This is a genomic window from Pseudomonas sp. SST3 (genome assembly GCF_003325755.1).
This window is the reverse complement of record NZ_QORI02000005.1, coordinates 63,434-85,387: the sequence shown is the minus strand read 5'-3', so window position 1 is coordinate 85,387 and position 21,954 is coordinate 63,434. Positions and strand designations below refer to the sequence as shown.

Here is a 21,954-nt window from a genome sequence, read left to right as displayed (position 1 = left end):
GGAGCCCGCACCCTTCTCGAGGTTCTTCATCATGCAAGCAGTCGTCATCGTCGCCGCCACCCGTACTGCCGTCGGCAGCTTTCAGGGCGCGCTGGCCAATATTCCTGCCGCTGACCTAGGCGCCACAGTGATTCGCCGTCTGCTACAGCAATCCGGGATCGACGGCGCCGAGGTGGATGAAGTCATTCTTGGCCAGGTCCTGACCGCTGGCGCTGGCCAGAACCCCGCGCGCCAGGCTGCGATCAACGCTGGGTTGCCCAACGCGGTACCGGCGATGACGCTAAACAAGGTGTGCGGCTCCGGTCTCAAGGCTCTCCACCTTGGCGCCCAGGCGATCCGCTGTGGCGATGCCGAGGTGGTGATCGCAGGCGGCATGGAGAACATGAGCCTGGCGCCGTACGTCATGCCTGCCGCACGTACCGGCCTGCGCATGGGTCACGGCAAGCTGGTCGACAGCATGATCCAGGACGGCCTCTGGGACGCCTTCAACGAGTACCACATGGGTATCACAGCAGAAAACCTGGTGGCTAAGTACGGCATCTCCCGTGAGGCGCAGGATGCCTTCGCCGCATCTTCCCAACAGAAGGCGACTGCCGCTATCGAGGCTGGGCGTTTCCGCGGTGAGATCACGCCAATCGAGATTCCGCAGCGCAAGGGCGAGCCGCTGATGTTCGATACCGATGAACAGCCACGCGCCGGCACCACGGCTGAAAGCCTGGCGAAGCTCAAGCCGGCCTTCAAGAAGGATGGCAGCGTCACCGCAGGCAACGCTTCCAGCCTCAACGACGGCGCCGCCGCGGTGTTACTGATGAGTACCGACAAGGCCAAGGCGCTGGGTCTGCCTGTGCTGGCGCGCATCGCCGGCTATGCCAATGCTGGCGTCGATCCGGCGATCATGGGCATCGGCCCGGTATCCGCAACTCGCCGCTGCTTGGAGAAAGCGGGCTGGTCACTCGACGAACTGGATCTGATCGAAGCCAACGAAGCCTTCGCCGCGCAGGCACTTTCGGTCGGCCAGGAGCTCGGCTGGGACGCGGAGAAGGTCAACGTCAATGGTGGCGCCATTGCCATCGGCCATCCGATCGGCGCATCGGGCTGCCGCATCCTTGTCACCCTGCTGCACGAAATGATCCGCCGAGATGCCCACAAAGGGCTGGCCACGTTGTGCATAGGCGGTGGTCAGGGCGTCGCGTTGGCAATCGAGCGCTGATCGCTCCACCATCCCTGCGTTGGCAATTTCCGATAAACTGCGCGGCCACCTTTCCGAGTCGCCGCGCATGCATTCTCTCCAACAGGCGCTGCGCGCCGCCTTTCATAACCGCGAAGCACTCCTGGCCGAGCTGCACGCCCAGGGCACCGACTGCTATCGACTCTTTCACGGTAGCCAGGAAGGCATGCCGGGCTTGACGGCCGACCGTTATGGCCCGCTGCTATTGGTGCAAAGTTTCCACCAGCCTCTCGAGCGCGGCGTGCTGCTGGCACTGCATGAGCAACTGTGCAGCAGTCTCGGCGAATCATTGATGCTGGTCTACAACGACCGCTCCCAGGGCAACTCGCGTATTGATCGGGATGATCCGGTATATCGGGCCGATAGTGCGGCGCTGGACGATCAGGTCGGCCGCGAATGGGGCGTGAGCTACCGCGTCCGCGCTCGCCACAGCGGGCAGGATCCGCTGCTGTTTCTGGATCTGCGCAACGCTCGCGGCTGGGTCAAGGCCAACAGCGCCGGCAGGTCTGTCCTCAATCTGTTTGCTTACACCTGCGGCGTAGGCTTGTGCGCTGCCGCGGGTGGTGCGCGTGAAGTGTGCAACCTGGACTTCGCCGAAAGCAATCTCGCCGTCGGACGAGAAAACGGCGCGCTCAACCCCGAGTTGGCGCCGATGCAATTCATCCAGTCGGATTATTTCCCAGCGATCCGTCAGCTGGCGGGCTTGCCGATTCCGCAGCGGCGCGGACGCGCACTTCCCGATTACCCGCACCTGGCACCGAAGCAGTTCGACCTGATACTGCTTGATCCGCCGGCCTGGTCGAAAAGTGCATTCGGCACTGTCGACTTGATGCGCGACTACCAGAGCCTGCTCAAGCCCGCCCTGCTCGCCACGGCGGAAAACGGTGTGCTGGTCTGCTGCAACAACTTGGCGAAGGTTAGCCTGGAGGTCTGGCGCGAGCAGGTCTTGCGCTGCGCAACGAAGGCGGGGCGGCCGGTCCGCGACTGCCAGGTGCTAGCGCCAGCCGCAGACTTTCCGTCCACTGATGGGCGGACGCCATTGAAGGTATTGATGCTGCAATTGTGAACCGGGACAGAACACTGTCCCCTTAGAGGAACCCGTATGCCGTGCCATACTCCAAGGCAGTTCACCGCCCGGAATGTAGGTTCGCATGCCCAACGGAATGAAGCGCGCGGTCATCGGCCTGATGACCGCATTGGTCTGCTATTGCCTCCTCGGCTTCCTGATACTGCCAGGCATTGCCCAGCGGGTCGTCAACCAACAGCTGATCCAGTACGCCACCGTGCCGGCGCGTCTGGAGCGAATCGAATTCAACCCCTTCAGCCTTGAACTGACACTGTTCAACCTGCGTCTCGGCGAGGCGGATCAACCACAGCTCGGTTTCGAGCGCCTCTATCTCGATCTGCAATGGAGCAGCCTCTGGCACCGAGCCCTGCAAATCGAAGATATCGAACTGATTCAGCTGCATACCGAAGTGGTCTTCGACAAGAATGGCGTGCTCAACCTGACGCAGTTGTTCGACCTGCCAGCGGCTGACGAGCAATCGGACGAGAAGGAGGAAGAGCCTTTCGCGCTGAGCATTGGTCGGCTTCGGCTGGTGGAAGGCTCGGTCCGCTTTGCTGATCAACGCCCCGACGAGCCTATCGATTTTCTCCTTGATTCGCTCAACTTCGAGTTGCTGAACTTCGCCACCCGCTCGGATGACGCAGCCGACGCAGTGCTGGTCGCAACCGGTCCCAGCGGCGCGCGCGTGGACTGGGCTGGACGATTCAACCTGACGCCCGTCAGTTCGTCCGGTCAGTTGAAAATCAGCAATCTCTTGCTGAGGGATTCTGGGCCTATGCACAGGACGCCGTACCGCTTCGCTTGCAAGAAGGCCGACTGAGTTTCGCCAGCGATTATCGGCTCGATTTTGCCGAACGCGCCGAGCTGCAGCTAAGCAACCTGAACGCACAATTGGCACCGCTCAAACTCGACACTGCCGAGGGACAGCCGCTGGTTCGTCTGGAAAACCTGGAGATCAGCGAAACGTCTCTGGATCTCGCCAAGCAGCGGGTCGTGATCGGCAAGTTACGCAGCCGCTCACTGGAAACCTGGGTGAGCCGGGAGCCGGATGGAGAACTGAACTGGCTGAAGCTACTGGCGCCCTCCGCAAGCACCGAGACCAGCCGGAACTCTTCCACGGCGCAAACAGCCGCTCCCAAGGCAGAGCCAACCCAACCGCCGGCAGAAGATGGCGACTCCGACGCGAGCAACGACGCCTGGCAGATTCTGCTGCGTGACGCACAGTTACGTGAATATCAGGCGCACCTGAGCGATCAAGTGCCAGAAAAGGATGTCACCTTAGAGATCGGCCCGCTGAGTCTGGATGTATCCGACTTCGACAGCCTGGGCACCTCGCCTTTCAATCTTGAACTGAAGACGGGGGTCGGTAATCAGGGTGTGTTACAAGCTGCCGGGCAATTGCAACTGCAACCGACTACGGGCCAGCTGGATATCAGCACGCAGGACATCGATCTGCGCATCGCCCAAGCCTACCTGACCCCTTTCATTCATCTCGAATTACGCAGCGGGATGCTGGCAAGCCAGCTGGAATTGGAGCTGACCGGCATCGAGCCCCTGGTGTTCAAGCTCGACGGCGCGGCCGAGATTACTCAGCTGCACACGCTGGATACCATCAAGAACCGGGACTTCGTCAAGTGGCAACGGCTGGAGCTCGGCGGACTGGCATATCAACACCCCGAACAACTGCAGATAGAGCGCATCGGGCTGACCCAGCCCTACGCACGTTTCATCATCAACCCCGACCTCACCACCAATATCAATGATCTGCTGGTGGACAAGTCGGCACCTGACGACACTGCTGCTGCAGATGACGCAAGCGAGCAGGCGGAACCGATGGCCATCCGCATCGGCGGAATCGACATCGATAATGGATCGGCCAATTTCTCGGACCTCAGTCTGCGTCCTCCCTTCATCACGGCAGTACAGGAGCTCAACGGGCAGATCGGCACAATCGACAATCGCGCGCAGCAACCGGCCACGGTCGACGTCGAAGGCAAGGTTGATCGCTACGCACCGGTGAGCATCAAGGGAAATCTCACGCCTTTTGATCCGCTGCAAAGCCTCGATATCGCCACACGTTTCAGACAGGTTGAACTGACCACTCTTTCGCCCTACTCCGCCAAGTTCGCCGGTTACCGTATCCGTAAGGGCCGCCTCGACCTCGATCTGCACTACCGCATCCAGCAGGGTCAGCTGAACGCTGAAAACAAGGTGGTGCTGCAGCAGCTGCAACTCGGCGAGCAGGTGGAAAGCCCCGAGGCCGTCGATCTACCGGTTCGGCTCGCCGTCGCGCTGCTAAAAGACAGCCGCGGAACGATCTCACTCGAACTGCCGGTGCAAGGTGACCTCAACAACCCTCAGTTCGATGTCATGCCAATCGTCTGGCAGACGCTGCGGAATCTGATAACACGGGCGGTCAAGGCGCCCTTCAAATTCCTCGCCGGCCTGGCCGGTGCCGATCAGGACGACCTCAGCCAGATACTCTTCGCCCCAGGCAGTAGCGAGCTTGGTCAGCAAGCGCGCGGCAATCTTGACACTCTGGCCCGCGCGCTACAGGAGCGTCCCGTGTTGCGTCTGGAAATCGAAGGTCAAAGCTCACCTCAAGCGGACGGGCCGCTGCTGGCAGAGCAATGGCTGCAACGCGAATATCAGGAGACCTGGTACAAAGTCCTGCAACGTCGCGGCGACAAGGTGCCTGCCGAAGCAGCGCAGCTGGAAATTGGCGATGAGGAAAAAGCTGCCATGCTGGAAGGCATTTACCGCAGCCGACTCGGCCAACAGCCGCCGCCTGAGTGGCGCGAGCTCGACGAGCAAGAGCGCAGCGAGAGAATGCGCGACGCGGTGGTAACTAGCCGAGCGGACAGCACAGCGTTATTGCGCCGGCTGAGCCGTGCCCGTGCCGCCTCGATCAAAGATTATCTCGTCGATCAGGCAGGCCTCGACGATTCGCGGATTTACCTGCTGGACACCGGTATTACGCAAACAGAACAACAAGGCCGGATTCCCACGGCACTGCAACTGGGAGTCGAGTGACATGCCCACCGTCGGTGGCAGCGCCGCACTGCTCGCACTCGTACTTGCGGCCCCTCTGCTGCACGCGGAGACGTTACGTTGCGGCAGTCAGCTGATCAGTACCGGCGACAGGGCTTTCGAAGTTGAGCGCAAGTGCGGTGCGCCTGTTCAAAGGGATCCGATTGGTTACACCTTAGGCCCTCATGCCAGGCAGGAACTGATTCTGGAGGAATGGCTCTACGGGCCCAATAACGGTATGTTCAGGATCCTCATCTTCGAAGGCAATCGACTCGTACGCATTGAGTCTCGCCGCGACCGTTGAATGGAAAAGGATTCCTTATGCCGCTCGCCCTCCCCCTGTTCCTGCTGAGTCTTGTCGCGTTCACCTGTAGTGTCCAGGCGTCTTCTACCCATCGCTGCGGCAGCGCGCTGGTCAGCCTCGAAGCGGCTACCGGCGAGGTTCGGCAAAAATGCGGCGAACCTGCGAGCGCTTCCCTGGTGGGCTACAAGGAAATCCTCGACGAGCATGGCTTTCGTCATGAGGTTCAGGTCGAGGAATGGACCTATGGACCTACTAATGGGATGTACCATTTCCTGCGGTTCGAGGGGAACCGCCTACGACAGATCGATAGCCAGCGAGGTCGCTGAAAAATAAAAAACCCCGCTCAGTGGCGGGGTTTTTCGCGTACGCCGCTGTTGCGACGAGAGCGTTCGGTTATTCGGCGGCTTTCAGCCCGTCTGCCGACACTTCACGCACGCCTTCGATAGTCTTAGCCTTGTTGATTGCGGCCTCACGCTCGGCCTCGGTGGCCACGGTACCGGAGAGCGAAACGACGCCATCCTTGGTTTCAACCTCGATATCCATGCCCGGTGTGGCGTCTTCAGCCAGCAGCGAGGATTTCACTTTAGTGGTAATCCAGGTATCAGACGTAGCATCACCTGCGTCTTTCATGGTTTCGTTGGTGGCCAGCATGACGGTATCGGCGTTATCCAACCCCTGAGTCGTCTCGGCGAAAGCGGCACCAGCCATGGGCAAGCTCAACGCAGCAGCAACGGCGGCAGCGGTAAAAGAGTTCTGGATCATGTTCATAGTGGCACTCCTGTTTTTCTTCAGATGCCTGCGGCATGACTCCGACCGCAGATTCACAGATAACGTCGCAAGCGGCATGCCACTTTTCAGCTACTTAAAATCACTGCAAGATCAGTGACTTGAAAATTAATAGTAGCTGACGGCCACTAGCACACTGCATGTTTTGCATCAACAAAGCGTGCAACTTGCAATTACATCGGCCTCGTTGCTAGCCGATAGCTATCGCCAAACACTCGCAACGGTACATAAACGAAAAAAGGACCCCGAAGGGTCCTTTTCCGTTTGCTGCGGGTGCGCTTAAGCGCCAGAAGCTTCGGCTGCCGCCACGTCCTTGATAGATAGTTTGATACGGCCGCGATTATCGACGTCCAGTACCAATACCTTCACTTCCTGACCTTCCTTGAGGATATCGGTCACCTTCTCCACACGCTGATCGCTCAGCATGGAGATGTGCACCAGACCGTCCTTGCCCGGCAGGATGTTGACGAAGGCACCGAAGTCAACGATGCGCTCGACCTTGCCGACGTAGATCTTGCCGATCTCGGCTTCGGCAGTAATGCCCAATACCCGTTGCTTGGCGGCTTCAGCAGCTTCTTTGGTTTCGCCGAAGATCTTGATCGAGCCGTCGTCTTCGATATCGATCGAGGCCTTGGTTTCTTCGCAGATGCTGCGGATGGTGGCGCCACCCTTGCCGATCACGTCGCGGATCTTGTCCTGATCGATCTTCATCGCGATCATGGTCGGTGCGTTGGCCGACAGCTCGGTACGCGACTGAGCGATCACCTGGTTCATCTGGCCGAGGATGTTCTGGCGAGCTTCCAGAGCTTGGCCCAGGGCTATCTCCATGATCTCTTCGGTGATGCCCTGGATCTTGATATCCATCTGCAGGGCAGTCACACCCTTGGCAGTACCGGCCACTTTGAAGTCCATGTCGCCCAGATGATCTTCGTCACCAAGGATGTCAGTCAGTACAGCGAACTTGTCACCTTCCTTGACCAGACCCATGGCAATACCGGCTACCGGTGCCTTCATCGGCACACCGGCGTCCATCAGCGCGAGCGAAGCACCGCAGACCGAGGCCATGGAGCTGGAGCCGTTCGACTCGGTGATTTCCGACACCACGCGAATGGTGTAGGGAAATTCGTCAGCGCTCGGCAGCATTGCAGCAACCGAACGACGAGCCAGACGGCCGTGACCGATTTCGCGGCGACCGGTAGCGCCCATGCGGCCACACTCGCCCACCGAGTAAGGCGGGAAGTTGTAGTGCAGCATGAAGGGATCTTTCTTCTCGCCTTCCAGGGTGTCGAGCAGCTGCGCGTCACGGGCAGTGCCGAGAGTTGCAACGACCAGAGCCTGGGTTTCGCCACGGGTGAACAGCGCCGAGCCGTGGGTCTTGTCGAGTACACCGACTTCGATGTTCAGACCACGAACAGTGCGGGTGTCGCGACCGTCGATACGCGGCTTACCATTGACGATGTTCTCGCGAACGGTGCGGTACTCGATTTTGCCGAAGGCCTCTTTGACTTCGCCGGCAGAGGGTTGACCTTCTTCACCCGAGAACTTGGCAACGACCTGATCTTTCAGCTCACCCAGTCGCGCGTAGCGGTCCTGCTTAATGATGATGGTGTAGGCCTGCGAGATGGCCTCGCCGAATTCACTACGAATTGCGCTGAGCAGCTGAGTGTTTTCAGCCTTTGGCTGCCAATCCCAGGTCGGCTTGCCCGCTTCGGCTGCCAACTCGGTAACGGCCTGCACCACGGCCTGGAATTCGTCGTGAGCGAAGAGCACCGCGCCCAGCATCTGATCTTCAGTCAGCTCTTTGGCTTCCGACTCGACCATAAGTACGGCATCTTTGGTACCGGCAACGACCATGTCCAGGCTGGAGGCCTTGAGCTGCTCATAGGTCGGGTTCAACAGATAGCCGGTTTCCGGGTGGAAAGCGACGCGAGCAGCGCCGATCGGGCCGTTGAACGGAATGCCCGAAATCGCCAGCGCTGCGGAAGTACCAATCATCGCAGCGATGTCCGGATCGGTCTTCTTGCTCGTCGATACGACGGTGCAGATCACCTGGACTTCGTTCTGGAAGCCTTCCGGAAACAGCGGACGGATTGGACGATCGATCAGGCGCGAGGTCAGGGTTTCCTTTTCGGAAGGACGCGCTTCTCGCTTGAAGAAGCCGCCTGGAATCTTGCCGGCAGCGTAGGTTTTTTCCTGATAGTGGACCGAGAGCGGGAAAAAGCCCTTGCTCGGGTCGGCTGTCTTGGCACCTGTGACGGCAACCAGTACGGTCACGTCGTCATCAACGGTGACCAGCACCGCACCAGTGGCTTGACGGGCAATACGGCCAGTCTCGAGGGTTACGGTCGATTGACCGAACTGAAATTTCTTGATTACCGGGTTCACGGTGGTTCCTTCTCTATGTTGCCTTGGGGGAAACTTTTTCACGCCCCGCGGGCCATGCCTCGCGCGAAGCGTTTCATGCGAATTTCTGGGCAGTGGCGGGCGTCGAACCCGAGCGCTGTCCAAACGTGTTCCGCTAAAAGGCAAAAGCTGGAAGCAGGGGTAAACCCCACTTCCAGCTTCGGCATTCAGCTTCGCACAAGCATCGCTTAGCGACGCAGACCCAGACGACCGATCAGGGTGCTGTAACGAGTGGTGTCCTTACCCTTCAGGTAATCCAGCAGCTTGCGGCGCTGGTTAACCATACGAATCAGACCACGACGCGAGTGGTGGTCCTTGCCGTTGGCCTTGAAGTGACCTTGCAGCTTGTTGATGTTGGCGGTCAACAGGGCAACCTGCACTTCCGGGGAACCGGTATCGCCTTCAGCTTGCTTGTACTCGTCAACGATCTGGGCTTTTTCTTCAACGCTAAGTGCCATGATGGGCTCCTTCTATGAACAGGCCGGGACATGTCCCGTGTTTTAAAAGAGGCGTGACCGTGCCTGCCAACAGCCATCCTCGTAACGCGGCACGCCTTCGAGGCGCGCTGCGTATCGGTCATTCCGACCGAATCAGTCGACGCGGCGCAATACGCCCGTCTTCGCTCACTTCACCGATACCGATGAAGCGACCGTTGTGATCCTGCACGCGCAGCATGCCGAATTTCGGCGCCTCCGGTGCACGTACCGGCTGACCGTGCAGCCAGTAAAAGGCGCTGTGCTCCGAAAGCTGCAACAGCGGCCAGTGCTCGAGTCCGCTATCGACCGGTTTGAGGAAGGCATCTACCGCCTCCGCTCCACCTTCGGCATGAACCCGTTCAAGTTCCTCGAGGCTGACCGTCTGGGTCAGGTCGAATGGACCGGCCTGAGTTCGCCGCAGTTCGGCCACATGAGCACCACAGCCCAGCGCCTGCCCGATATCCTCGACCAAGGTGCGAATGTAGGTGCCCTTACTGCAAGCAACAGCCAGGCGAGCCCGGTCAGCTTCGAGCGACAGTAAATCTAAGCGGGTAATAGTAACAGAACGCGGCTCGCGCTCCACTACCTCTCCGGCGCGAGCGAGCTTGTACAGCGGCTGGCCGTCACGCTTGAGCGCCGAATACATCGGCGGAACCTGCTGCAGATCGCCTCGGAACTGCGGCAGCAGCGCCTCGAGCTGCGCAAGGCTGACATCGACAGGCTTACGCTCGATCACCTCACCCTCGGCATCGGCCGTGGTGGTGGTAATGCCAAGCTGGGCAACAGTCTCATAACCCTTGTCGGCATCGAGCAGATACTGCGAAAACTTGGTCGCCTCACCGAAACACAAGGGCAGCACACCGGTTGCCAATGGATCCAGGCTGCCGGTGTGCCCGGCCTTTTCGGCATTGAGCAACCACCGAACCTTCTGCAGGGCTGCGTTGGACGTAAATCCCCGGGGCTTGTCGAGAAGGATGATGCCGCTGACCGCGCGGCGAATGCGTTTTACCTGGGCCACCCTTATTCTCCGACGTCGTCGCTATGCTTGCGATCTTCAGCCACCGCCCGCTCGATGAGCGACGTCAGCTCGACACCACGACGCACGCTCGCGTCATAGTTGAAATGCAGTTGTGGCACAGTGCGTAGCTTCATCGCCTTGCCCAGCTGCATCCGCAGGAAGCCACCTGCATCGTTGAGAATCCTGAGATTCGTCTTGACCGCATCTTCGTCATCATCCTTGCCCATAACGGTGATGAACACCTTGGCATGGGACAGATCGCGACTGACCTCGACGGCGGTGATGGTTATCAGACCCAGACGAGGATCTTTCACTTCACGTTGAATGAGCTGCGCCAGTTCGCGCTGCATCTGATCGCCGATACGCTGGGTACGGCTGAATTCTTTGGCCATGAAATCTGCCTTGAGCAGCAAGCTGCTAATCTAAAAAACGTCGTGCTGCAAAGGCAAACGGCAAGCTTCCAGGATTTCGCCTGTAAGCTTGCCGCCTTATTGCCCCACAGCTGCTGTTAGAGCGAACGCGCCACTTCGACTTTCTCGAACACTTCGATCTTGTCGCCAGCTTTGACGTCGTTGTAACTCTTCACCGCAATACCGCATTCCATGCCGGCACGTACTTCTGCAACGTCATCCTTGAAGCGACGCAAGGACTCCAGCTCGCCTTCGAAGATGACCACGTCGTCGCGCAGAACGCGAATCGGACGATTCCGGTGCACCATGCCTTCGGTGACCATACAGCCCGCAACCGCACCGAACTTAGGCGAACGGAACACGTCGCGTACTTCGGCAATGCCGAGGATGTTCTCTCGCACGTCGCTGCCCAGCATGCCGGTCAGCGCTTTCTTGACGTCTTCGATGATGTCGTAGATCACGTTGTAGTAACGCAGATCCAGACCTTCCTGCTCGACAATCTTGCGCGCACCGGCATCGGCACGAACGTTGAAGCCGAACAACACCGCGTTGGATGCCAGTGCGAGGTTAGCGTCGCTTTCTGTAATGCCACCGACCCCACCGCCGATTACGCGGACCTGCACTTCGTCGTTGCCCAGACCGCTAAGCGACCCTTGTAGCGCCTCGAGCGAGCCACGAACGTCGGATTTGAGGACGATGTTGAGCGTCTTCTTCTCTTCCTGGCCCATGTTCTCGAAGATGTTCTCCAGCTTGCCGGCGTGCGCACGGGCCAGCTTCACCTCACGGAACTTGCCCTGACGGAACAAGGCCACTTCGCGCGCCTTCTTCTCATCGGCCAGTACACTGAGCTCATCGCCCGCATCCGGCGTGCCGTCGAGACCGAGAATCTCGACCGGGATCGACGGCCCGGCTTCCTTGATCGGCTTGCCGTTCTCGTCAAGCATGGCGCGAATACGGCCATAGTTGGAGCCGACCAGTGCCATGTCGCCCTGGCGCAGCGTGCCGTCCTGTACCAGCACGGTGGCAACTGGACCGCGCCCTTTATCCAGACGCGATTCGACCACCACACCGCGACCCGGAGCCGAGGGCGTTGCCGTCAGCTCGAGAATCTCGGCCTGCAGCAGTACGGCTTCGAGCAGATCGTCGACGCCAGTACCCATCTTCGCGGATACCGAGACAAATGGCGTGTCACCGCCCCACTCTTCAGAGGTCACTTCGTGGACAGACAGCTCGCTACGGATCCGATCGAGATCGCGCCCGGCTTGTCGATCTTGTTCACCGCCACGACCAACGGGACACCCGCGGCCTTGGCATGCTGAATCGCCTCGATGGTTTGCGGCATGACACCGTCATCCGCAGCGACCACCAGAATGACGATATCCGTCGCCTGGGCTCCGCGGGCTCGCATGGCGGTAAACGCCGCGTGACCTGGAGTATCGAGGAAAGTAACCATGCCGCGGTCGGTTTCCACGTGATAGGCACCAATGTGCTGGGTGATCCCCCCCGCCTCACCGGCCGCTACCTTGGCGCGACGGATATAGTCGAGCAGCGAAGTTTTACCATGGTCGACGTGACCCATCACGGTCACGACCGGCGCACGTGTTATGGCTTCGCCTTCGAATTTCAGCAGTTCGGCCAGCTGCTCTTCCAGGGCGTTGTCGCTGACCAGCTTGACCTTGTGGCCCAGCTCTTCGGCGATCAGCTGGGCAGTCTCCTGGTCCAGCACCTGGTTGATGGTCACCGGACTACCCATCTTGAACATGAACTTGATGACTTCAGCCGCCTTGACCGACATTTGTTGCGCCAGATCGCCGACGGTGATGGTTTCACCGATGGCAACTTCGCGAACGATCGGCCCGCTCGGGCTCTGGAAACCATGCGCATTGCGCTTCTTCAGTTTCGACTTGCCACGACCACCGCGACGGAATCCGTCGGCGTCGTCTTCGCCGCTGCGTACCGTGCGCGACAGCGGGGCTTTCGCCTTCAGCGAAGGGCGATGCTGCGCCTGCTTGCGATCACGGCGCTCGTCATCATCGCTGCGAGCCTTATCAGGGCGACGCGGCTCATCCTTCTTGCGCTCTTCGACCGGGGCGGCAGGCGCAACTGGAGCGGGCTCATTCGCCACGGCTGCAACCGGCGCCTTGGGCTCGGGTGCCTCTGCCTTGCTGGCGGCCGCTTCAGCCTGTAGGCGTGCCTCTTCTTCGGCACGCAGGCGCGCTTCCTCGGCAGCTTTCTGCCGAGCCGCTTCTTCCGCCGCACGCTGCTCTTCGAGCTCGCGCTGCTTCTCAGCTTCGATTTCGTCAGGGCTACGCTTGACGAACGTTTTCTTCTTACGCACTTCGACGCTGATGGTCTTGCTACCGCCGACCTTCAGCTTCGTTGTGGTCTTGCGCTGCAAGGTAATCTTGCGCGGCTCGTCCGCCTTGGCACCGTGACTGCTCTTGAGGTGCGCCAACAGGGCCTGTTTCTCGTTATCGGTCACTACTTGCTCGGCGCTGGTGTGCGACAGTCCTGCCTCACGCATCTGCTGCAGCAGTCGCTCGACCGGTGTGTCGACCACCTGGGCCAGTTCTTTCACCGTGACTTGCGTCATGCATCTCTCTCCTCAGGCCGCTAATTACTTACTCGAACCAATGGGCTCGGGCGGCCATGATCAGCTTGCCGGCACGTTCTTGATCTATGCCGTCTATGTCGAGCAGGTCATCAATCGACTGCTCGGCCAGGTCTTCGCGGGTAATGACACCCCGCATTGCCAACTCGACCGCCAGTTCCTTGTTCATGCCTTCCAGCTCGAGCAAATCCTCGGCCGGCTGGGCGTCTGCCAGTTTTTCTTCCGTTGCGATCGCCTTCGTCAGCAAGCGATCCTTGGCGCGGGTTCGCAGCTCGTTGACGATGTCTTCGTCGAAGCCTTCGATGCCGAGCATTTCCTCCATTGGGACGTAGGCGATCTCTTCGAGCGAAGTGAAACCTTCCTCGACCAGTACTTGTGCCAACTCTTCATCGACGTCCAGCTCTTCGATGAAACTGCGCAGGATGTCGCCGGTTTCTTCCTGCTGCTTGTTCTGGATGTCCGCTTCGGTCATCACGTTCAGCGTCCAGCCTGTCAACTGGCTGGCAAGGCGCACGTTCTGGCCACCACGACCGATGGCCTGAGCCAGGTTGTCTTCGCCGACCGCGATATCCATCGCATGGGCATCCTCATCAACAATGATGGCGGCCACTTCAGCCGGCGCCATTGCATTAATGACGAACTGCGCCGGGTTTTCATCCCAAAGCACGATATCGACACGTTCGCCACCGATCTCACCGGATACCGCCTGGACACGAGAACCCCGCATCCCGATACATGCACCCTGTGGATCGATACGCTTGTCCTTCGAACGAACAGCAATCTTGGCGCGCGAACCCGGATCACGAGAGGCCCCCATCACTTCGATCAGCCCTTCGGCGATTTCCGGGACCTCAATGCGGAACAGCTCGATCAGCATCTGCGGCGCTGTGCGCGACAGAATCAGCTGTGGACCGCGATTTTCGGTACGGATTTCCTTGAGCAGCGCACGTACTCGCGCGCCGACACGGAAAGTTTCGCGAGCGATGATGTCTTCGCGAGCCAGCAATGCCTCGGCGTTGTTGCCCAAATCGACGATGACGCTGTCCCGGGTAACTTTTTTCACCGTGCCAGAGATGATCTCACCCAGACGATCGCGATAGGCCTCGACCACCTGCGCACGCTCGGCTTCGCGAACCTTCTGCACGATGACCTGTTTGGCCGTCTGCGCAGCGATACGGCCGAATTCGATCGACTCGATCTTTTCTTCCAGGACGTCACCGACCTTGGCGTCAGCTTCGCTGGCCTGTTTCATGTCGACAGTCAGCTGGTGTGCCGGATCATCGAAGTCCTCTTCCTCGACCACCGTCCAGCGACGGAAGGTCTCGTAGCTACCGTTCTGCCGGTTGATCTCAACCCGCAGGTCCACTTCGTCCTCGAAGCGTTTCTTGGTAGCGGTGGCCAGAGCCAGCTCCAATGCTTCGAAGATCACACCGGCCGGTACGCCTTTTTCGTTGGATACCGACTCCACAACCAGCAGTACTTCTTTGCTCATCGTACGCCTCGCCTTTCGCAATCCATTGGGGTCCGCGGGATCCGCGATTCACTCAAAACGGGGAATTATGTTGGTCTTGTCGATCATATCGATCGGCAACAGATATTCGTGATCATCAACCAGCACCACCACATCCTGCTCCTCGATTCCCCGGAGAAGACCCTGGAAATTGCGCCGGCCCTCGAAGGGCGAGCGCAGCTTTATTTTGACTTGTTCGCCCACGTGCGCGGCGTACTGTTCAAGCGTGAACAGCGGCCGATCCATACCAGGCGAGGACACTTCAAGCGTGTAATCGGAGCTGATCGGATCTTCGACGTCGAGAACACCGCTGAGTTGGCGGCTGACCTTTTCACAGTCATCGACAAGAATACCGTTGGGATGATCGATATATACCCTCAACAAGGAATGCCGACCCTGTGAAATGAATTCGATACCCCAGCAGTGATAGCCGAGCGCCTCGACCACCGGGGCCAACAAGGCCTGCAACTGTTCTAGCTTGCTCGACATCGAAGTCCCTCGTGCATGCCGTAAAAATGAAAAATGGGCGAAACGCCCATCCCTGATGATCGCCTGTAGATGCCGGCGACCTGGCTTGAAGCTAATAAAAAGCCCCTCGACAGGGGCTTTTCATCAACTGGTTGCGGGGGCTGGATTTGAACCAACGACCTTCGGGTTATGAGCCCGACGAGCTACCAGACTGCTCCACCCCGCGTCAAACTGGGCACGAATTATACGACCGCACCAGAAACAGGTCAACCAAAACCCTGAAAACAAGAAAGCCCGCATCTGCGGGCTTGCTTGTTTGGTACCGAGGAGGGGACTCGAACCCCTACAGCCTATGGCCACTACCACCTCAAGGTAGCGTGTCTACCAATTCCACCACCTCGGCAAAAACCTTTACTGCTGTTCCTGAATCTGAGGCACTTCGTCTGCAGCAGGTGCGGACGGCGTAGATTCCAGAACGGGTACATCTTCTACAACAGGCTTGCTAACTGGAACTTCCAGTACCGCCGGATCCGGCAGACCCGCCTGCGACATCTGATCAGCCTGCCGGGTTGCGAAGAACGCCAAACCGAGACTGGTCACAAAAAAAACGCCGGCAAGTATAGCAGTAAACCGACTAAGAAAGGTAGAGGAACCTTGGCTTCCGAATACAGTTGCCGAAGCACCCGATCCAAAAGACGCACCCGCATCTGCCCCCTTACCCTGCTGCAGCAACACCAGCACAACCACACCAATGGCAACCAGCAGATGCACCACAATCACAACAGTCTGCAACATCTGATCAGTTCCCTGCAGCGCGACAGATCGCGCCGAAATCATTCGCTTTCAGAGAGGCACCACCGATAAGCCCCCCATCGATATCCGCCATCCCGAAAAGCTCGGCGGCGTTTTCCGCCTTTACACTACCGCCATAAAGTACACGCACGCCTTCAGCGATACGCTGATCTTCCCGTGCAAGCCGCTCTCGAATAGCCGCATGCACTTCCTGAGCTTGCTGCGGCGTCGCCGTCAGCCCGGACCCTATTGCCCAGACCGGCTCATACGCCACAACCGCCCGTTCGAAAGCGGCTATTCCAGCGTCAGCTATTATGCCAGCCAACTGACGCTCCACCACTTCCAGAGTCTGCCCAGACTGACGCTGCTCAAGCGTCTCACCCAAGCACAGCACCGGCGTCATACCGCACTCCAATGCCGCTGCGAACTTCCTGCTTACCACCTCGTCGCTTTCGCCTAGAATCAGACGACGCTCAGAGTGACCGACCAGCACCCACCTACAACCGGCATCAGCCAGCTGAGCGGCCGATTCCTCGCCAGTAAAGGCACCGAAGCCGGACTCGGCTGCACAGTCCTGAGCGCCCACAGAAATGGACTCACCTTCAAGACCAGACACAACCTGAGTCAGATGCAAACAGGACGGAAACACCACCACCTCTACCGCAGCAGGAACGTCCTGCATGCGGAGCGCCTCGATCAGCTCTGCGACGCTGGCGCGGGTACCGTTCATCTTCCAGTTACCAGCTACCAGTGGGCGACGCATGCTTTACCTCGTCGGTCAAAGTGGGCGCAGATGGTACTCAACGAAAACAAACCTGGCAAGCAGCAATCACGCACAAACTTCGGTAACCGCGTTCGCCAGCTCTTCGGCATAACGTTGAACCTGTTTTTCATCATCCCCTTCCACCATTACTCGCACTAAAGGCTCGGTTCCCGACTTGCGCAACAGCACTCGGCCACGACCGGCCATTCGCTCGGTAACGCTGTCGCAGACTGCTTGAACCTGAGGGTGAGAAATAGGATCTCGATCGCCGGCAAAGCGAACATTGATCAAAACTTGCGGGCATTTACTCCAGGCCAGCCGCTCTTGCGCCAGGCTCTGCCCACGACGCCTGAGCGCGAGCACGACTTGTAGCGCCGCGATGATGGCATCCCCGGTGGAAACGTGCTGAGCACAGACAATATGTCCCGAACTTTCCCCACCAAGCACCCAGTCACGCTCAAGCATTTCAGCCATTACGTAACGGTCGCCCACTTTCGCTCGAATGAAGGGGATATCGCGCGCCTTTAGTGCCAACTCGAGCCCCAGATTGCTCATCAGCGTCCCGACCACGCCACCAGACAGACGATCACGATCCTGCAAATCGGTCGCAATGATGTATAAAAGCTCGTCGCCATCCACCTGCGCGCCGGTATGATCGACCATCATGACGCGGTCGCCGTCCCCATCGAACGCGATGCCAAGATCAGCCCCCTGGTCCAGCACTGCTTTCTGCAGCTGCGCCAAATGGGTCGATCCCACCTCGGCGTTAATGTTCAGCCCGTCAGGCTGAGCGGCGGTAACTACCACTTCCGCGCCAAGCTCGCGAAACACACTAGGTGCAACCTTGTAGGTGGCGCCGTGGGCGCAATCAAGCACAATCTTCATGCCGGAAAAATCGGTACTGGTCGGCACGCTGCTTTTGCAGAACTCGATATAACGACCGGCAGCATCGTTGATTCGCGATGCCTTGCCAAGCTGTGCTGACTCCACCACGGTCATCGGAGTATCCAACAACTCCTCAATCATCAGCTCAACTTCGTCAGGTAGCTTCGTCCCCCGTCCCGAGAAGAATTTGATGCCGTTGTCGTGATGGGGGTTATGCGAAGCGCTGATGACGATACCGGCGTCCGCATGGAAAGTACGAGTCAGATAGGCAACAGCCGGCGTCGGCATCGGACCGAGCAACAGCACATCGGCACCCGCGGCGGAAAGCCCGGCCTGCAATGCTGATTCGAACATATAGCCGGATATGCGAGTGTCCTTGCCAACCAAGATGCGGCATTTTCCATGTTTGCGGAAAGCCATCCCGGCCGCCCACCCAAGCTTGAGCATGAAGTCCGGAGTAACCGGAAATTGCCCGACATGCCCACGGATGCCGTCGGTACCAAAATATTTTCTACCCATGGAAAATCCCTATTCTGCCGTCTGTACTGCGGCAATCATTCGAACCACATCAACTGTTTCAGCCACGTCATGCACGCGAAGAATGCAGGCTCCCTTGGCGATGGCTAGCGCAGCAAGCCCAAGACTGCCATACAAGCGATGGGCCACGTCGCGCTCGAGCACCTGCCCGATCATGCTTTTTCGTGAGACGCCGACCAGCAACGGCCGCCCCAAGACATGAAGCTGCTCCATATGCTTGAACAGGCTGAGGTTGTGCGCAAGGGACTTCGCGAAGCCAAACCCCGGATCGAGCACAACACGCTCGGCAGGAATGCCGGCCGCGGCGCAAACCTGCATACGCTCACGCAGGAAGCTCAACACTTCCGCAGCAACATCGTCATATCGCGGGTCGTTCTGCATGTTGCCCGGCTCACCCCGCATGTGCATAAGGCATACCGGGAGACCACTGTCGGCCGCTGCGTCCAGGGCACCGTCACGGGAAAGAGATCGAACGTCGTTGATCAGGCCCGCCCCAAGACGCGCGCTCTCACGAATTACCGACGGTGTCGACGTATCTACCGAGATAACCACATCGAGCTCACGAGCGATTGCCTCAACAACCGGCGCCACACGCTCCAACTCTTCGATCGGCGAAACGACGCGCGCACCAGGTCGAGTCGACTCTCCACCCACATCGATCAAGGTTGCGCCGGCCGCCACCATCGCCTCGGCGTGGCGCAGCGCTGCGTCAACACCTATATGCTGACCACCGTCGGAAAAGGAATCGGGTGTGACGTTGAGAATGCCCATGACATGTGGGCGTGACAAATCAAGAACCCGGTTGCCGCAGGGCAACCGGGTTGGATGGAACATTTCAGTCATCAAAACAGCCTTAGATTAATGCTCGCCGGCAGGGCCACCGATTGGTGTCTGCGGCGGACGACCACTCTCCGGCTGCAGAGGTGTTCCGGTCGGCCCCGAGCCGTCTTGCCAGTCACGAGGCTCACGCGGAGTCCGCCCGGCCATGATGTCGTCGATCTGATCGGAGTCGATGGTTTCGTACTTCATCAACGTCTCGGCCATTACATCGAGCTTGTCGCGGTTATCCGCCAGGATCTGCTTGGCCGTGCCGTAGCACTGATCAATGATGCTGCGAACTTCCAGGTCGATCAATTTGGCCGTGTCACCGGAGACATTGGTATGCTGGCTACCCGCGCTGCGCCCAAGGAACACCTCTCCCTCTTCTTCGGCGTACATCAACGGACCGAGTTTCTCGGACAGCCCCCATTTAGTGACCATGTTACGAGCCAGCTGAGTGGCACGCATGATGTCGTTCGACGCCCCGGTGGTGACCCCTTCGAAACCAAGGGTCATTTCTTCGGCGATGCGGCCACCGAACAGCGAGCAGATCTGGCTGATCAACGCACGCTTGGAAAGGCTGTAACGATCCTCTTCGGGCAGGAACATAGTGACGCCCAGAGCACGCCCACGCGGAATGATCGATACCTTGTAGACCGGATCATGTTCCGGTACGACGCGCCCGACGATCGCATGACCCGCCTCGTGGTAAGCCGTATTGAGGCGCTCTTTTTCGGACATGACCATGGATTTGCGCTCGGCGCCCATCATGATTTTGTCCTTGGCCAATTCGAACTCCTTCATTTCCACCACTCGCTTGCCGGCGCGCGCAGCGAACAGTGAAGCCTCGTTGACCAGGTTCGCCAGGTCAGCCCCCGAAAAGCCCGGGGTACCGCGAGCGATCAGTGCCGGCTCGACAGTTTCACCGAGCGGAACCTTGCGCATGTGAACTTTCAGAATCTGCTCGCGGCCACGGATATCCGGCAGCCCGACCACCACCTGGCGATCGAACCGACCGGGACGCAACAACGCCGGATCGAGCACGTCTGGCCGGTTGGTCGCAGCGATGACGATGATGCCGTCATTCATCTCGAAGCCATCCATTTCAACCAGCAACTGGTTGAGGGTCTGCTCCCGCTCATCATGACCACCACCGAGACCGGCCCCACGATGACGCCCTACAGCGTCGATCTCGTCAATGAAGATGATGCACGGCGCATGCTTCTTGGCCTGTTCGAACATGTCACGCACGCGGCTTGCACCCACACCCACGAACATTTCGACGAAGTCGGAACCAGAAATGGTAAAGAAGGGAACCTTGGCTTCGCCGGCAACAGCCTTGGCCAGCAAAGTCTTACCGGTACCCGGCGAACCCACCATTAGTACACCACGGGGAATGCGCCCACCGAGGCGCTGAAACTTGCCTGGGTCGCGAAGGAATTCGACCAGTTCGGTGACTTCTTCCTTGGCCTCGTCACAGCCAGCGACGTCAGCGAAGGTAGTCTTGACCTGATCTTCGGAAAGGAGACGAGCCTTGCTCTTGCCGAAGCTCATCGGTCCGCCCTTGCCGCCCGCGCCGCCTTGCATCTGGCGCATGAAGAACATGAACACCGCGATGATCACCAGAATAGGGAAACTGGCTACCAGCAACTGCGTCCAGATGCTCTGCTGCTCCGGCTGCTTACCCTCGATTACGACATTGTTATTGATCAGATCGCCGATCAGGCCGTTGTCCTGAATCGCCGGACGGATCGTCTTGAAGGTTTCACCATTGCTGCGCTTGCCGGTGATGACGAATCCATCAACAGTCACGCGCTCCACTTGGCCTTCTTTCACCTGCTCGATGAAATCCGAGTAGTTGAGCGTCTGCGGCTCGGTCGGGCTGGAAAAGTTGTTCATCACCGTCACCAGGACAGCGGCAATGATCAACCACAGAATCAGGTTTTTTGCCATGTCGTTCAATTCACTACCCTCTAGAGCAGGCACGTTGTCCGGAGCCTGCATGACGGCCGATGGTTCGCGTTCGGCCTAACTTACTACACAACGTTGCTGAACGGGCAGCTTGGTCTGTAACCCTATATGAAACATGCTCGTCCGTTTCTTCAATCTGCCCTACCAGGCTATCGCCATTCCAGTTAGGACCGCGCCCCGAGCGCCTCGTTGCCATCACCACGGTAGCCGCGCGCCAAAAGATACTGCTCCCGCGAACGGTCCCGTGAGGACAACGGTTTGCGCATCTGTACCTTGTCGAAATTCTGCCGTACTTCTTTCAGGTAGGCATCGAAGCCTTCTCCTTGAAAGATCTTGATCAGGAAGTCGCCACCCGGGCGCAGCACCCGCATCGCCAGATCCAGGGCCAACTCGCAGAGAAACATCGCCCGCGCCTGGTCAGCAACCTTCACTCCACTCATATTGGGGGCCATATCGGAAATCACAAGGTCGACCTGCGTTTCACCGATCGCATGGAGAATCTCGGCGAACACTGCATCCTCCGTGAAGTCCCCGAGCACGAAGGTCACGTCCGCGATACTGTCCATCGGCAGGATATCGGATGCGATCAGCCGCCCTCGATCGCCGATGACCCTGCTGGTGACCTGGGACCATCCCCCTGGCGCGGCCCCGAGATCGACTACGGTCATGCCCGGCCGCAGGATGCGATCCTTTTCCTGAATCTCGAGCAGCTTGTAGCTTGCTCGGGACCGATAGCCGTCGCGCTGCGCCATCTTCACATAGGGGTCGTCGAAATGTTCTTTCAGCCAACGCGGGCTGGTCTTGGAGCGTGCCAAGCTGATACCTCATCTGTGCGGCTCAGGGCGTGTCAGTTACACTAGCCGCCGTTTTCAAGTTC

General features: G+C 59.0%; 18 protein-coding genes, 2 tRNA genes and 2 pseudogenes. 6 read left to right on the top strand and 16 right to left on the bottom strand.

Going from position 1 to position 21,954, the window contains the following annotated elements; genetic code table 11:
• Positions 1-31: 31 nt before the first annotated feature.
• From DQ405_RS06800 to DQ405_RS06780, 6 genes and pseudogenes are all read left to right on the top strand, one after another.
• Complete coding sequence (locus DQ405_RS06800) at positions 32-1,210, top strand: acetyl-CoA C-acetyltransferase (protein WP_168423481.1); 1,179 nt, start codon at positions 32-34, stop codon at positions 1,208-1,210.
• Between the two features lie 67 nt (positions 1,211-1,277).
• Complete coding sequence (locus DQ405_RS06795; protein WP_168423480.1) at positions 1,278-2,294, top strand: class I SAM-dependent rRNA methyltransferase; 1,017 nt, start codon at positions 1,278-1,280, stop codon at positions 2,292-2,294.
• An 85-nt stretch (positions 2,295-2,379) separates the two neighbouring features.
• Positions 2,380-3,359, top strand: a pseudogene (locus DQ405_RS28490) (DUF748 domain-containing protein); the annotation flags it as partial.
• Positions 3,351-5,327 carry a DUF748 domain-containing protein gene (locus DQ405_RS06790; protein WP_446730868.1) on the top strand — a complete coding sequence of 659 codons (1,977 nt, stop codon included), beginning with the start codon at positions 3,351-3,353 and terminating at the stop codon, positions 5,325-5,327. The pseudogene DQ405_RS28490 and the gene DQ405_RS06790, both read left to right, overlap by 9 nt.
• Position 5,328: 1 nt before the next feature.
• Positions 5,329-5,628: a DUF2845 domain-containing protein gene (locus DQ405_RS06785; protein ID WP_168423479.1), complete on the top strand. Its 300-nt coding sequence runs from the start codon at positions 5,329-5,331 to the stop codon at positions 5,626-5,628.
• Between the two features lie 17 nt (positions 5,629-5,645).
• Positions 5,646-5,954 (top strand): DUF2845 domain-containing protein, encoded by a 309-nt coding sequence (locus DQ405_RS06780; RefSeq protein ID WP_168423478.1) that lies wholly within the window; start codon positions 5,646-5,648, stop codon positions 5,952-5,954.
• Between the two features lie 67 nt (positions 5,955-6,021).
• Here the strand turns inward: DQ405_RS06780 and DQ405_RS06775 are convergent, their stop codons facing one another.
• From DQ405_RS06775 to rlmE, 16 genes and pseudogenes are all read right to left on the bottom strand, one after another.
• Positions 6,022-6,396, bottom strand: a complete 375-nt coding sequence (locus DQ405_RS06775; RefSeq protein WP_168423477.1) for a BON domain-containing protein — start codon at positions 6,394-6,396, stop codon at positions 6,022-6,024.
• Positions 6,397-6,693: 297 nt separating this feature from the next.
• Positions 6,694-8,799: a polyribonucleotide nucleotidyltransferase gene (gene pnp / locus DQ405_RS06770; RefSeq protein WP_168423476.1), complete on the bottom strand. Its 2,106-nt coding sequence runs from the start codon at positions 8,797-8,799 to the stop codon at positions 6,694-6,696.
• Positions 8,800-9,005: 206 nt separating this feature from the next.
• The gene (gene rpsO, locus DQ405_RS06765; protein WP_168423475.1) at positions 9,006-9,275 is read right to left on the bottom strand and encodes a 30S ribosomal protein S15; all 270 of its coding nucleotides are present in this window, start codon (positions 9,273-9,275) and stop codon (positions 9,006-9,008) included.
• A 118-nt stretch (positions 9,276-9,393) separates the two neighbouring features.
• A complete protein-coding gene (truB, locus tag DQ405_RS06760) occupies positions 9,394-10,311 on the bottom strand; it encodes a tRNA pseudouridine(55) synthase TruB (RefSeq protein ID WP_168423474.1) in 918 nt (305 codons plus the stop codon).
• A 2-nt stretch (positions 10,312-10,313) separates the two neighbouring features.
• The gene (gene rbfA, locus DQ405_RS06755) at positions 10,314-10,703 is read right to left on the bottom strand and encodes a 30S ribosome-binding factor RbfA (RefSeq protein ID WP_168423473.1); all 390 of its coding nucleotides are present in this window, start codon (positions 10,701-10,703) and stop codon (positions 10,314-10,316) included.
• Between the two features lie 116 nt (positions 10,704-10,819).
• Positions 10,820-13,314: pseudogene (gene infB / locus DQ405_RS06750) on the bottom strand (translation initiation factor IF-2).
• A 28-nt stretch (positions 13,315-13,342) separates the two neighbouring features.
• Complete coding sequence (nusA, locus tag DQ405_RS06745) at positions 13,343-14,824, bottom strand: transcription termination factor NusA (RefSeq protein ID WP_168423472.1); 1,482 nt, start codon at positions 14,822-14,824, stop codon at positions 13,343-13,345.
• Positions 14,825-14,872: 48 nt separating this feature from the next.
• The gene (gene rimP / locus DQ405_RS06740; protein ID WP_168423471.1) at positions 14,873-15,331 is read right to left on the bottom strand and encodes a ribosome maturation factor RimP; all 459 of its coding nucleotides are present in this window, start codon (positions 15,329-15,331) and stop codon (positions 14,873-14,875) included.
• A 128-nt stretch (positions 15,332-15,459) separates the two neighbouring features.
• A tRNA-Met gene (locus DQ405_RS06735) sits at positions 15,460-15,536 on the bottom strand.
• 91 nt (positions 15,537-15,627) lie between these two features.
• A tRNA-Leu gene (locus DQ405_RS06730) sits at positions 15,628-15,713 on the bottom strand.
• 8 nt (positions 15,714-15,721) lie between these two features.
• Complete coding sequence (gene secG, locus DQ405_RS06725; RefSeq protein WP_168423470.1) at positions 15,722-16,105, bottom strand: preprotein translocase subunit SecG; 384 nt, start codon at positions 16,103-16,105, stop codon at positions 15,722-15,724.
• A 4-nt stretch (positions 16,106-16,109) separates the two neighbouring features.
• Positions 16,110-16,865 (bottom strand): triose-phosphate isomerase, encoded by a 756-nt coding sequence (gene tpiA / locus DQ405_RS06720; protein ID WP_168423469.1) that lies wholly within the window; start codon positions 16,863-16,865, stop codon positions 16,110-16,112.
• A gap of 66 nt (positions 16,866-16,931) precedes the next feature.
• On the bottom strand, positions 16,932-18,269 hold the full coding sequence (gene glmM, locus DQ405_RS06715; protein WP_168423468.1) for a phosphoglucosamine mutase: 1,338 nt from the start codon (positions 18,267-18,269) through the stop codon (positions 16,932-16,934).
• A gap of 9 nt (positions 18,270-18,278) precedes the next feature.
• Positions 18,279-19,130 carry a dihydropteroate synthase gene (gene folP / locus DQ405_RS06710; RefSeq protein ID WP_168423467.1) on the bottom strand — a complete coding sequence of 284 codons (852 nt, stop codon included), beginning with the start codon at positions 19,128-19,130 and terminating at the stop codon, positions 18,279-18,281.
• A 15-nt stretch (positions 19,131-19,145) separates the two neighbouring features.
• Positions 19,146-21,059: an ATP-dependent zinc metalloprotease FtsH gene (gene ftsH / locus DQ405_RS06705; RefSeq protein ID WP_168423629.1), complete on the bottom strand. Its 1,914-nt coding sequence runs from the start codon at positions 21,057-21,059 to the stop codon at positions 19,146-19,148.
• 182 nt (positions 21,060-21,241) lie between these two features.
• On the bottom strand, positions 21,242-21,892 hold the full coding sequence (gene rlmE / locus DQ405_RS06700) for a 23S rRNA (uridine(2552)-2'-O)-methyltransferase RlmE (RefSeq protein ID WP_168423466.1): 651 nt from the start codon (positions 21,890-21,892) through the stop codon (positions 21,242-21,244).
• Between the last annotated feature and the right edge of the window lie 62 nt (positions 21,893-21,954).

Coding starts and splice junctions, on each gene's coding strand:
- DQ405_RS06800 (WP_168423481.1), top strand. CDS start 32: ATGCAAGCAGTCGTCATCGTCGCCGCCACCCGTACTGCCGTCGGCAGC.
- DQ405_RS06795 (WP_168423480.1), top strand. CDS start 1,278: ATGCATTCTCTCCAACAGGCGCTGCGCGCCGCCTTTCATAACCGCGAA.
- DQ405_RS06785 (WP_168423479.1), top strand. CDS start 5,329: ATGCCCACCGTCGGTGGCAGCGCCGCACTGCTCGCACTCGTACTTGCG.
- DQ405_RS06780 (WP_168423478.1), top strand. CDS start 5,646: ATGCCGCTCGCCCTCCCCCTGTTCCTGCTGAGTCTTGTCGCGTTCACC.
- DQ405_RS06775 (WP_168423477.1), bottom strand. CDS start 6,396: ATGAACATGATCCAGAACTCTTTTACCGCTGCCGCCGTTGCTGCTGCG.
- rpsO (WP_168423475.1), bottom strand. CDS start 9,275: ATGGCACTTAGCGTTGAAGAAAAAGCCCAGATCGTTGACGAGTACAAG.
- rbfA (WP_168423473.1), bottom strand. CDS start 10,703: ATGGCCAAAGAATTCAGCCGTACCCAGCGTATCGGCGATCAGATGCAG.
- nusA (WP_168423472.1), bottom strand. CDS start 14,824: ATGAGCAAAGAAGTACTGCTGGTTGTGGAGTCGGTATCCAACGAAAAA.
- rimP (WP_168423471.1), bottom strand. CDS start 15,331: ATGTCGAGCAAGCTAGAACAGTTGCAGGCCTTGTTGGCCCCGGTGGTC.
- secG (WP_168423470.1), bottom strand. CDS start 16,105: ATGTTGCAGACTGTTGTGATTGTGGTGCATCTGCTGGTTGCCATTGGT.
- tpiA (WP_168423469.1), bottom strand. CDS start 16,865: ATGCGTCGCCCACTGGTAGCTGGTAACTGGAAGATGAACGGTACCCGC.
- glmM (WP_168423468.1), bottom strand. CDS start 18,269: ATGGGTAGAAAATATTTTGGTACCGACGGCATCCGTGGGCATGTCGGG.
- folP (WP_168423467.1), bottom strand. CDS start 19,130: ATGACTGAAATGTTCCATCCAACCCGGTTGCCCTGCGGCAACCGGGTT.
- ftsH (WP_168423629.1), bottom strand. CDS start 21,059: ATGGCAAAAAACCTGATTCTGTGGTTGATCATTGCCGCTGTCCTGGTG.